General features: G+C 58.7%; 13 protein-coding genes. 5 read left to right on the top strand and 8 right to left on the bottom strand.

Annotated elements, in window-relative coordinates:
* Positions 1 to 29 precede the first annotated feature (29 nt).
* From AACV02_RS05795 to AACV02_RS05785, 3 genes are all read right to left on the bottom strand, one after another.
* Entirely contained in the window at positions 30 to 251 is a 222-nt protein-coding gene (locus AACV02_RS05795) for an FmdB family zinc ribbon protein (RefSeq protein ID WP_017139808.1), read from the bottom strand.
* 168 nt (positions 252 to 419) lie between these two features.
* On the bottom strand, positions 420 to 761 hold the full coding sequence (locus tag AACV02_RS05790) for a ribbon-helix-helix domain-containing protein (RefSeq protein WP_119736966.1): 342 nt from the start codon (positions 759 to 761) through the stop codon (positions 420 to 422).
* A 193-nt stretch (positions 762 to 954) separates the two neighbouring features.
* On the bottom strand, positions 955 to 1428 hold the full coding sequence (locus AACV02_RS05785; RefSeq protein ID WP_003193874.1) for a Dps family protein: 474 nt from the start codon (positions 1426 to 1428) through the stop codon (positions 955 to 957).
* Positions 1429 to 1883: 455 nt separating this feature from the next.
* Between AACV02_RS05785 and AACV02_RS05780 the strand changes: the two genes are divergently transcribed.
* On the top strand, positions 1884 to 2486 hold the full coding sequence (locus AACV02_RS05780; RefSeq protein ID WP_106578384.1) for a cold-shock protein: 603 nt from the start codon (positions 1884 to 1886) through the stop codon (positions 2484 to 2486).
* Between the two features lie 67 nt (positions 2487 to 2553).
* On the opposite strand, the gene AACV02_RS05775 is transcribed toward AACV02_RS05780, so the two are convergent.
* The gene (locus tag AACV02_RS05775; RefSeq protein ID WP_017847119.1) at positions 2554 to 2760 is read right to left on the bottom strand and encodes a SlyX family protein; all 207 of its coding nucleotides are present in this window, start codon (positions 2758 to 2760) and stop codon (positions 2554 to 2556) included.
* A gap of 3 nt (positions 2761 to 2763) precedes the next feature.
* Positions 2764 to 3189, bottom strand: a complete 426-nt coding sequence (locus AACV02_RS05770; protein ID WP_106578383.1) for an HIT domain-containing protein — start codon at positions 3187 to 3189, stop codon at positions 2764 to 2766.
* A 742-nt stretch (positions 3190 to 3931) separates the two neighbouring features.
* Between AACV02_RS05770 and AACV02_RS05765 the strand changes: the two genes are divergently transcribed.
* The gene (locus tag AACV02_RS05765) at positions 3932 to 5203 is read left to right on the top strand and encodes an OprD family porin (protein ID WP_106578382.1); all 1272 of its coding nucleotides are present in this window, start codon (positions 3932 to 3934) and stop codon (positions 5201 to 5203) included.
* A 188-nt stretch (positions 5204 to 5391) separates the two neighbouring features.
* On the opposite strand, the gene AACV02_RS05760 is transcribed toward AACV02_RS05765, so the two are convergent.
* Positions 5392 to 6234, bottom strand: coding sequence for a mechanosensitive ion channel family protein (locus AACV02_RS05760; RefSeq protein WP_119736964.1), 843 nt, complete (start codon positions 6232 to 6234; stop codon positions 5392 to 5394).
* A 136-nt stretch (positions 6235 to 6370) separates the two neighbouring features.
* Positions 6371 to 6856, bottom strand: a complete 486-nt coding sequence (locus AACV02_RS05755) for a YajQ family cyclic di-GMP-binding protein (RefSeq protein ID WP_003193880.1) — start codon at positions 6854 to 6856, stop codon at positions 6371 to 6373.
* A 123-nt stretch (positions 6857 to 6979) separates the two neighbouring features.
* Here AACV02_RS05755 and AACV02_RS05750 point away from each other — a divergent pair, with 123 nt between their 5' ends.
* The 3 genes from AACV02_RS05750 to AACV02_RS05740 are packed head-to-tail and all read left to right on the top strand — an operon-like array spanning position 6980 to position 10561.
* On the top strand, positions 6980 to 7897 hold the full coding sequence (locus AACV02_RS05750) for a putative 2-dehydropantoate 2-reductase (protein ID WP_119736962.1): 918 nt from the start codon (positions 6980 to 6982) through the stop codon (positions 7895 to 7897).
* Positions 7898 to 7943: 46 nt separating this feature from the next.
* Positions 7944 to 9980 (top strand): sensor histidine kinase, encoded by a 2037-nt coding sequence (locus tag AACV02_RS05745; RefSeq protein ID WP_106578379.1) that lies wholly within the window; start codon positions 7944 to 7946, stop codon positions 9978 to 9980.
* 2 nt (positions 9981 to 9982) lie between these two features.
* Positions 9983 to 10561, top strand: coding sequence for a cob(I)yrinic acid a,c-diamide adenosyltransferase (locus AACV02_RS05740; RefSeq protein WP_106578378.1), 579 nt, complete (start codon positions 9983 to 9985; stop codon positions 10559 to 10561).
* A 126-nt stretch (positions 10562 to 10687) separates the two neighbouring features.
* Here the strand turns inward: AACV02_RS05740 and AACV02_RS05735 are convergent, their stop codons facing one another.
* The gene (locus AACV02_RS05735; protein WP_119736958.1) at positions 10688 to 11632 is read right to left on the bottom strand and encodes a Nudix family hydrolase; all 945 of its coding nucleotides are present in this window, start codon (positions 11630 to 11632) and stop codon (positions 10688 to 10690) included.

The raw sequence follows: 11632 nt of genomic DNA, 5'->3' as shown, positions 1-11632 counted from the left end.
AATGCAGGAGCCTGCGCGTAGAGTTCAACTCAGTCTGCTTTGTCGCCGCCCGCCAGATTCTTCTTGGCGCCGGTCTTGAAGTCGGTCTCGTACCAGCCACCGCCGCTCAGGCGAAAGCCCGGCATGGACAACATCTTCTTCAGCTCAGGTGCCTGGCAGGCAGGGCAATCGACCAGCGGCGCTGCGCTGATTTTCTGAATGGCTTCCAACTGATGACCACAGGAAGCACATTGATAATCGTACATGGGCATGGAGATGTCTCGGCGATCAGATCATTACTGCGCTGCACCCGCCCTGTGGGTAAAGACCCGGCACGCGCAGCAAAGCGCGGGATTATATCTGGTAAATCGAAGCAGCGCAGCCGGCTTTCTGCCCCAGGCCTTGCCCGCCAGGTAGCGGGCCGGCCCGGTGCCACCTGACTAGTCAGGGTGGTGCGACGCCGTATTGCCTTTTAATACGTGAACCACGCACACCACCCTGACCAAGCCACTGAAGTTCTTCACTCCTCCGTAACGCAAATGCACTTCCCGATCGACATAAGACAGCAATGCGCTGACTGAGCAGGCATTGAGCCTGGCTATCTCCGTGAGGATATTCCAATAGATCTGCTCAAGCCGCAGGCACGTGGAAAACCCGTTGAGCCTGACCGACCGGGACAATGGCTTGGCCAGTCCCATATCGAAGCCCTTAGCGAAAGGATCGACTTTTATCTTATGAAAACCGCAGGTTTCCATCACTCCACTACCCACTCCGCGTGACATACACCTGACACTCCATTGCCAAACAGCAGCCCATGGGTTTCTCCCATCGGACAGTGACCCTATAAAACAGCAGGACGTGCCAGGCAGCCAGAAGACGCGGAGTCGATAGTCGTAGGACAACGCCAGGAAGCGCAGAGAAACAAGCGAGCGGCGCCAGGACGGCACCGCTCGGTTTGCTTTTGGGGCTGGAGCGTTACTGGTTTTCGAGCAGGGAACGCAGCATCCACGCCGTTTTTTCGTGGACTTGCATACGCTGGGTCAGCAGATCGGCGGTCGGCTCATCGCTGACCTTATCGAGCAACGGGAAGATACCGCGCGCGGTGCGGGTCACGGCTTCCTGGCCCGCCACCAATTGCTTGATCATCTCTTCTGCGCTGGGCACACCCTCTTCTTCCTTGATCGAAGACAGACGGGCGTAGATCGAATAGGCACCCGGCGCCGGGAAACCCAGGGCACGAATACGCTCGGCAATGGAGTCCACTGCCAACGCCAGTTCGTTGTACTGCTCTTCAAACATCAAGTGCAGCGTACGAAACATGGGGCCCGTGACGTTCCAATGGAAGTTGTGGGTCTTCAAATACAGTACATAGGTATCGGACAGCAGCCGTGAAAGCCCATCGACGATGGATTTACGATCTTCTTCACTGATACCAATATCGATTGCCATGTTTTTCCCCTTCAATTGACGAGCATTCGTTGATCAGGTGCAGGACCACTCTAGCAAGAGTGCAGGCTGTGTGCAGCCCGACACACGCAACTGGCGTGCGGCAAATCGCCCCGCTGCATGACAGGCTTGCAACACCCAGCGGTCCCCGTTCAATCGGCGGCGCGCAGGCCTCAGCCTTGAGTAGGAAAACCCCCGAAATGCCGCCGAAAAACTTCGCACCTGTCTAGGACAAGTGTTTGAAGCAGAAATGCCATTGCGCCTGCAACACCCCGAAATGCTTGATTTGAGTAGGCACAGCCTTTGCTGTTAAATAGACGGCGTGTGGTTGCCGTTAATTTGCGCGGCGCACCACATAGGCTGATACCCGTGCACGTGCCCAACGCCTCCCATTGTTCAGAAGCGAACCGTGCCCGTCAGCTCTTCCTTGTGATCCTTCTTAACGTGAGTTAATCAAAATGTTGAAAATCGTCCACCTGCTAACGGGCGTTGCAGCGTTGCTGCTGTCCTTTATACCGAGCTTGCAACAGGGAAGCCCTCCCTACCTGGAACAACACGACGCTCTGTACCTGGCTTTGTTCGGCCTTCTTAACCTGACGCTGGCACCGGTGATCCCGTACTGGAACAAAGGCACACGTCATCAACTGCAAAACCTGGTCAGCGCGCTGCTGGTACTGACCGTTGTCGTTCAAACCCTCACCCTCCTGGCACCTATGCCTGAAGTCGGCGGCCACCCGGCTATCCTGCTCAGCCTGGTGATTGCTGTGGTCGCTATCGTTCTTCACCTGGCCATCAGCTTCTACCGTTCGTCCCCAGCGGCAGCCACGCAAAACTACGACATGACCAACCGGGATACCGGTACCGTGAAGTGGTTCAACACCTCCAAGGGCTTCGGCTTTATTTCCCGCGATTCGGGCGACGATATCTTCGTCCACTTCCGGGCCATCCGTGGCGAAGGTCACCGCGTTCTGGTCGAAGGCCAGCGCGTGGAGTTCTCCGTCATGAACCGTGACAAAGGCCTGCAAGCCGAAGACGTGATCGCGGCATTGCCGCGTCGCTGATACTTTCTCGGCGCAAAAAAAAACCGCGATCCAGCCTGGCTGGGTCGCGGTTTTTTTATGGCGCGCCTTAATAATGTGGCGGCGGCGCTTCTTCTTCGGATGACTCGAACTGGCCACCCATTTCTTCCTGACGCTTGAGCAGCGCCGTCATCTGCAGCTGCAGGCGCTCTACCGCCCGCTGCTGGGTGACCAGAATGTCATTGAGGGTCTCAATGGTGTCGTCCTGAAAGGCCAGGCGGCTTTCCAGGTCGGTGACGCGGTCTTGCAGATCCATAATTCAGTCCTGGCTAAAGATGAAGCCGGCAGGCAATAAAGCGCGCAGTCGGGTGCGTATCGCCGTTACTTGCTCTTCGGTGTACGGTCGGGCCGGATGTTTGCCCCACACCGGTGCAGGCCAGGCGGCGTCATCACGCTTGCGCACGATCACATGCACGTGCAACTGGCTGACAACGTTACCCAGCGCACCAATGTTCATCTTGTCGGCTGCCAACCCTTCGTTCAATAACGCCGCCAGGGCGGTGGTTTCCTGCCACAAGGTGTGCTGATCGGCGACATCCAGCTGAAACACTTCACTGATACCGTCAATGCGCGGCACCAGGATGAACCATGGGTAATTCGAGTCATTGGACAGCAGCAGGCGGCAGAGCGGGAAGTCCCCAATAGCCAGTGTGTCTTGTTGCAGGCGTTGGTCTAAGGCGAACACGCGGGCACTCCGTTTGGCAGGTCAATTTCAGGTGCCCAGCATACCTTTGAATGCGCAACGCTTCACGGCGAATGCGGAAAGCCTGGATGCATGCGGATAAAAAACTTGCACCCTTTAGAGGCAGGCGAATATTTGAGCTACGCTAAATCGGGCCTCGACGGGATGCACCAAAATGACCCACCTGTGCTTCAAAGGGATCCGCCGATTACCCACTCATGGGGGTCAACCGGTAACGTTTTTCTCTGGCACAGGATTTAGGTACCTCTTCACAGGTGTAACACCTGGACGTCAAGCCCAAACCAAACGGCGTAAAAAGCCCGTGCTTATGCGGTTTTTACACTCCCGTAACGTTTTTCACGAAAAAATGACATTCGGTTACCGCTTTGTGCACGCTTGTTGCATTCACCTCACTATCGTCGGCAACGACACCCGTTTGGAAGCAGGTGTTTCGCGATAAAAACACAAGCGATTCAGTGCGTATCATGGAAGATTTCAAACTTCGAAATCGGTCTGAAAACAGCACTTAAGTTGTCAGCCTGGTGACAATCGGGCTGTGAATTTGCGACATGGAAATAGCAATTTACGACAGCCTCGTAAAGAAGCTGAAAGGATAGATGGGTAAGTATCGTCAATAGGGTCCGCGTGATATAACTTTGCGCCGACACAAAAAAGAAAGAGCCGCCCAGATAAAAATACAGGTGGGACGGCAGTACTCTTCCTAAAACCAAAGGAGCAAATCACGATGCGCGTGATGAAGTGGAGCATGATCGCCCTGGCTGTTTCAGCAGGCACCTCGCAGTTCGCAATGGCGTCCGCCCAGGACGATTCCAAGGGCTTTGTTGAAGACAGTACTTTCAGCATCAACACTCGCTTGCTGAACTTCAGCCGCGACTTCCGTAACAACGACACCGGCAAAAGCCGTGTAGACGAAACCGGCCTGGGCTTCAACGGCCTGTTCCAGTCGGGCTATACCCAAGGCACCATCGGCGTCGGTGTTGATGTCATCGGCCTGCTGGGCGTGAAACTCGACAGCGGCAAGGGTCGTTCGGGCACTGGACTGTTCCCTACCGGTGCAGACGGCCGCGCGCAAGACGACTACTCCAAAGGCGGCGGCGCTGTTAAGTTCCGCATCTCCGACACCGTGCTCAAAGTCGGCGACCAGTACACCACCGCGCCGGTATTCGCCTCCGATGACAGCCGCTTGCTGCCAGAGCTGCCGCAAGGTATCTCGATCACCAGCAACGAGATCAAGGGCCTGAAACTTGAAGGTGGTCACTTCACCTCGAGCGTGGCACAAGCACAGACTTACCGTGACAGCCTGGGCCTGACCAAAACCGACTTCATCGGCGGTGTCTACGCCCTGACTCCAGAAGTCAGCGCCAGCCTCTACTACGCGAAGACTGAAGACTACTGGAAGAAAACCTACGCCAACCTGAACTGGACTCACGCGCTGAGCAACGAACAGTCCCTGGCCGTTGACTTCAACATCTACAGCACCAAGAGCGACGGCGCCGGCCTGCAACGCGCAGAAAAAGACGGCACCACCAAACTGGACAACCGTGCCTACAGCTTGCAAGGCGCGTACACCATCCAGGCTCACACGTTCACCCTGGCCTACCAGAAAGTCAGCGGTGACGGTGACTACGGCTACGGCGTAGACGGCGGCGGCACGATTTTCCTGGCCAACTCCATCGCCCGTTCCGACTTCAACGCAGAAGACGAAAAATCGTTCCAGGCTCGTTATGACCTGAACATGGCCACCTTCGGCGTGCCAGGCCTGAGCTTCATGACTCGCTACGTCAAAGGTACCGGCGCTAACACCGCAGAGACCTCCAACGGCAAAGAGTGGGAACGTGACATCGAAGCCAAATACGTGATTCAGAGCGGTCCAGCAAAAGACCTGAGCCTGCGCGTGCGTCAAGCGACCTATCGTTCGTCTGATGGCGTGTACTACGGTTCGGCGTCTATCGACGAACTGCGTCTGATCGCGCAATACCCGTTGAACATCTTGTAATTGCCAGTTTGATTACAACGATGGCTTAAGGCCTAGGCCTTAAATAAAAAGCCGCTCCCCTGTTTGCAAGGGAGCGGCTTTTTTATTGCAGTTTTATTTCACTAAAAAATAACTAGCAAGCTAACTAACGAGGTTAACGGCGCGCATCGAACCTGACCATTCGGCCAAGTTCGATACACTGCGCTTAGTTATTTCGCAGCCGGTTCCTGCATCACGCGGATAACGCGCTGTGGAAACGGAATATCAATGCCCGCGCCTTTCAAGCGATCACGCGACAGTTCATTAAGCATGAACACCACGTCCCAGTAATCGGAAGTCTTGGTCCAGCAACGCAAAGACACCGTGATCGAACTGTCACCCAAGGTCGACACCACAGCAACTGCCGCAGGATCTGCCAATACACGCGGGTCTTTCGCCAGCTCCAACAGCACTTCGCGAGCCTTCTGCAGGTCGGCTTCGTAGTCGACACCCACGTCGAACACTACCTTGCGGGTAGGCTGGCGGTTGGTGTTGGTGATGATGCCGTTGGACAGGATGCCGTTAGGCACAATCACGGTTTTGTTGTCGCCGGTACGCAGCACGGTGTGGAAGATCTGAATACTGTCGACCGTCCCGGACGTGCCTTGAGCCTCGATCCAGTCGCCGATGCGAAACGGGCGAAACAGCAGAATCAGCACGCCGCCGGCGAAGTTGGCCAGGCTGCCTTGCAACGCCAGGCCGATGGCCAGGGTGGCCGCACCGATGGCGGCGACGAACGAGGTGGTTGCCACGCCGATCATCGAGGCCACGCTGACAATCAGCATGACTTTCAATGCGATGTTGGCAAGGCTGGTGATGAAGTGCTGCAGCGCCAGGTCCGCATTGCGAATGGCCAGCAAGCGCCCTACGCGGTGGGTAAATACGTTGATCAGCCACCAGCCGATGGCCAGGGTTATCACTGCCAGCAACACCCGGCTGCCGTATTCCATAATCATCGGGATCCAGGACTGCGAGGTCTTGATCAGGTGATCCACTTCAGCGTTCAAATCCATCTATCTTCTCCTGTTGCGCGGATGTGCGGCTTGATTGACTGCCATAAAACGCAAATGAGCCCCGTGGGGCTCAAGTGTAGGCACAGACTCTGGGGCGTGGGACGTCAAAAACACCCGCAGGTTCCGCAAAGTGCCATCAGTCGCGGAAGTTATTGAACTGCAGCGGCATGTCGAAAGTCTTGGCGCGCAGGGCCGCGATTGCCTCTTGCAGATCGTCACGCTTCTTGCCGGTCACGCGAACCTGTTCACCCTGGATGGCGGCCTGGACTTTCAGCTTGGCATCCTTGATATGCGCGACGATCTTCTTCGCCAGCTCTTTGTCGATGCCTTCCTTGAGCACGGCTTCCTGCTTCATCAGCTTGCCGGAGGCGTAGGCGTCCTTGACTTCAAGGCACTGCACGTCGATCTTGCGCTTGACCAGGGCCAGCTTGAGAATCTCGATCATCGCTTCCAGCTGGAAATCGGCTTCAGCGGTCAGGTTGACGGTCAGTTCCTTTTCCTTGAACTCGAAGCTGCCCTTGCCTTTCAAGTCATAGCGGCGGTCCAATTCCTTGACGGCGTTCTCGACGGCGTTGGTGACTTCGTGTTTGTCCAGTTCGGATACCACGTCGAACGAAGGCATGTCATTTCTCCAATATAAGGGGCGGGCTCAGTAGAGATGGAGCGCGCCCAAGCTAAAATGCCGAGGCATTATAGCGGTTCTTTCGCGCTGTTCACTGTGAGCGACCCTACGGAGCAAAAACTCATGTCGACTACCTGGCACATTCTCGGCGCCGGCAGCCTGGGCACACTGTGGGCCACACGCCTGTCGCGCGCGGGCGTACCCGTGCGGCTGATCCTGCGGGATGAGGCCCGCCTGTCCAGCTACCGGCAGGCAAAAGGCCTGACGCTGGTAGAGCATGGCGTAGCACACACCTACCCAGTGATCGGCGAAACGCCCCACAACCAAGAACCCATTCATCGTCTGCTGGTGGCGTGCAAAGCCTACGACGCCGAAACCGCCATCGCACAGCTGCAACACCGGCTGGTACCGGACGCCGAACTGATCCTGTTGCAAAACGGCCTGGGCAGCCAGGATGCCGTGGCCGCGCAGCTGCCGCGGGCCCGCTGCATCTTCGCCTCCAGCACCGAAGGCGCATTCCGCGACGGCGATTGGCGCGTGGTCTTTGCCGGCCATGGCTACACCTGGCTGGGGGACGCGGGCCACCCGACGCCACCGCTGTGGCTGGACGACCTGCACGCCGCCGGCATTCCCCACGAATGGAGCACCGATATTCTCACCCGCCTGTGGCGCAAGCTGGCGCTCAATTGCGCGATCAACCCGTTGACCGTGCTCTACCAGTGCCGCAACGGCGGCCTGCACGACCACCAATGCGAAGTGGCGACCTTGTGCGCCGAGTTGACCGAGTTGCTCGAATGCTGCGGTCAACCGGCCGCCGCCGAGGCGTTACACAGCGAAGTAGAGCGGGTCATCCACGCAACGGCGGCCAACTACTCCTCCATGTATCAAGACGTGGCCAACGCCCGGCGCACCGAAATCAGCTACCTGCTGGGCTACGCTTGCCAGGCGGCGGCCCGCCATCAGTTGGTCCTGCCGCATCTGCAACAGGTGCAAGCGCGGCTGATCGACCACTTACGCACACGCGGATTAGCCACCGACTGAGGCACGCGCTACCCTGCCTACCTGTCTATCACCTGGGAAAACCCTGATGCCATTGCGCCAGCGTCTTGAAAATCTACCGGTAGGGCAGAAACTGCTGGCCGCCCTGCTGGTGTTGTTGACCACCGTATTGTTAGTGGCCAACCTGACGTTTATCAGCGCCGCCTACTGGATCTCCCAGGAAAGCATGGCCCCGCAGGCGTTGCAGGCCATCGGTCGCCTGGTGTCCAACCCCGCCCTCGCCGCCGAAGCCCTCGAATCCCCGGCCAAGGCCGACGCCCTGCTCAGCGAGTTGACCAGTTACTCACCATTACGCGCCGCCGCGTTGTATGACGGCGAAGGCACCCGCCTGGCCCAAATGCAACATGGCAACCGCCTGCACCTGCCGGACAACTACCGGCATATCGAGGCCTGGCGAGTCACCGAATTTCGCAGCAACCAGGTCATCACCCTGCCCCGCGCCGGCCAGCCTCCGGGGCATTTACTGTTGGTCGCCAGCAGCGAGCTACCCGTGGCGTTCTACACCGGCACGCTGACAGCCAGCCTCGGCATCCTGATTTTCAGCGTATTGCTCTGGCTGGTCATCGCCCGGCAGATCAAACGCTTGATCACCCGCCCGATTCACGAACTCGAAGAACTGTCGCGCCAGGTGACCCGCGAAGAAAACTACGCCCTGCGTGCCGGGCGCGGCAACCATGATGAAATCGGCAGCCTGGCCGAAGCGTTCAACACCATGCTGTCGCGTATCGAAGCCCGCGAGCATCAGCTCAAGCGAGCGCGGGACGACTCCCAGGCCGCCTACGCACAAGCCCAGGGCCTGGCCGAAGAGACGCGCCACACCAACCGCAAGCTGGAACTCGAGGTGCAGGTTCGCAGCAAGATCGAGAAAAAACTTACGGGCTTCCAGAATTACCTCAACAGCATTATCGACTCGATGCCTTCTGCGCTGATCGCCCTGGACGAACAACTCTACGTCACCCAGTGGAATCAGGAAGCCACTGCGCTTTCCGGCACGCGCCTGGACGAAGCGCTGAACCAGCCGATCTTCCTCGCGTTCCAGCCACTCAAGCCCTACCTGCCGCAAATCAAGGCCACGGTTGAGCAACACACGGTTGAACGCATTGAGCGCGTCACCTGGATAAAGGATGACGAGGCCAAGCATTACGCCCTGACCTTCTACCCCTTGATGGGCGGCGCCGGGCGCGGGGTGGTGATCCGTATCGACGACATCACCCAGCGCTTGTCCCTGGAAGAAATGATGGTGCAGTCGGAAAAAATGCTCTCCGTCGGCGGCCTGGCCGCGGGCATGGCCCACGAAATCAACAACCCGCTCGGGGCAATCCTGCACAACGTGCAGAACATCCGCCGCCGCCTGTCTCCCGACCTGCCGAAAAACCTGGAACACGCGGAACAGGCGGGCATCGAACTGGAGGTGGTCAACCGCTACCTGCAGGGCCGCGAAGTCCCGCAATTGCTCGATGGCATCCAGCAAGCCGGCGCACGCGCGGCGAAGATCGTCACGCATATGCTCAGCTTCAGCCGCCGCAGCAATCGCCAAATGGCGCCTTGCGATTTGCCGGCACTGATCGACCAGGCAGTGGAAATTGCCGGTAATGACTTCGACCTGACGATCGGCTTCGACTTCAAGGGCCAGGCAATCATCCGCCAGTTCGACCCGCAGCTAGGCCCGGTGCCCGGCACCGCCAACGAACTGGAACAGGTACTGCTCAACCTGTTGAAAAACGCCGCCCAGGCCATTCACCTGCGTGAAGACGACCGCGAGCCCGGGCGCATTATTTTGCGTACCCGCCTCAACCCGCCCTGGGCGGAGATCCAGGTGGAAGACAATGGCATCGGCATGAGCGAAAACGTGCGCAAACGCACTTTCGAGCCGTTCTTCACCACCAAGGAAATCGGCCAAGGCACCGGGCTGGGGCTGTCGGTGTCGTATTTCATCATCACCAATAACCACAAGGGCCAGATGGAAGTGCATTCCACCCTCGGCCAAGGTACCTGCTTCACCCTGCGCCTGCCGTTGGCCGGCAGCCAAATGCCAACCTTTGACCTGACTCAACTGGAGCAATAACCATGGGCTTTCGCCTGTCGAAGATCTACACCCGTACCGGCGACACAGGCGAGACCGGCCTGGGCGACGGCCGCCGCGTGCCCAAGGACCACCCGCGCGTGGAAGCCATCGGCGAGGTGGACACGCTCAACAGCCAGTTGGGTTTACTGCTGGCCAGCCTTGAAGAGCAGAGCGGCAAGCATCCGCAACTGGACGATGTGATTGAGGTGCTTACCCCTTGCCAGCATCGGTTGTTCGATTTGGGCGGTGAGCTGGCGATGCCGGTGTACAAGGCATTGAATGCGGCCGAAGTTGATCGGCTGGAAGCGGCGATTGATCGCTGGAACGAGGAAGTCGGGCCACTGGAAAACTTCATCTTGCCCGGTGGTTCAGCGCTGATCGCCCAAGCGCACGTGTGCCGCAGCCTGGCGCGCAGTGCGGAGCGGCGGTGTCAGCAGTTGAATGCGATTGAACCGTTGGAAGGCGTGGGGTTGGCGTACATCAATCGGTTGTCGGACTTGTTGTTTGTGGCGGCACGGGTGATTGCCAAGCGCCAGGGGGTTGCGGAGGTGTTGTGGCAGGCGGCGGCTAAGCCACACTGAGTTTTGCGGTGACTGATCTGGCCCCTTCGCGAGCAAGCCCGCTCCCACATTTGACTGCTTTCCAACGCTGGAACCCGGTCGACTGTGGGAGCGGGCTTGCCCGCGAACAGGCCCGTCAGAACACCATCAAACCTGCGGCCAAAACGCCCGAATACCTGCCACACCCTGAGCCCCAGCGGCCCAAGCCTGTTCCCGCTCAGCCGGCCCTACGCCGCCGAGCAAAAACACCGGCTTGCTGAACCCACGGATCAACTCGGCCGCCTGCTCCCAACCCAATGGCTGAGCATCCGGATGCGTCTGTGTCGGCTGCACCGGTGACAGCGTGACAAAATCCACGTCCATCATTTGCGCCAGCGCCAGTTCTTCAGCGTTATGGCAGGAAGCCGCCAACCAGCGATCCTTCGGCAGCGGGCGTCCCTTGCTCGCGTATTTACGCAACTGCGCCGACGTCATGTGCCAGCCGGCCGCCGGGAAATCCCCCAACCACTCAAACGGGCCCTTGAGCATCAATTGCGCCTTGCCGGCACACAGGCCAACGGCGTCCACCGCCAGGTCACGGTACTTAGGGTCGTAACCATTGGGCGCACGCAGCTGAACCAGCTTGATGCCCCCGGCAATCGCCTTCTGAATACCGCGCAGCAACGTCGGGGTTTCCAGCTCGCCCGGGGTAATCAGGTACTCAGCCGGCAGCCGCGCCGCCGCCACGATCGGGGCATTCGCTGCGGGGAACGCATAGTTGATCAAGTCTCGCGGGGCCACCCATTCCAACGGCTGCCCTTCGGCACCATGGGGCTCGCCGGTAAAGGCCGAGACTTCCCAGACATCCAGCAACACCTGCTTGTCCGGGTAGTCATGCTGCACCTTGATCAGCGGGCGTGCCGTGGTGACCTGGATGCCCAGTTCTTCCTGCAATTCGCGGGACAAGGCGGCAGCAACCGACTCATCGGCCTCCACCTTGCCACCGGGAAATTCCCAGAGGCCGCCTTGATGCTGGGTATCGGCACGGCGCGCCAGCAGGATCCTGCCATCGACACCGCGGATCACCGCTGCTGCTACATGCACTCGTTTCAC

This window comes from Pseudomonas sp. Larv2_ips, from assembly GCF_963879675.1.
In the GTDB taxonomy this organism is placed as follows: Bacteria; Pseudomonadota; Gammaproteobacteria; order Pseudomonadales; family Pseudomonadaceae; genus Aquipseudomonas.
The sequence above is the reverse complement of the archived record's forward strand: the minus strand, read 5'-3'. Positions and strand labels throughout refer to the sequence as shown.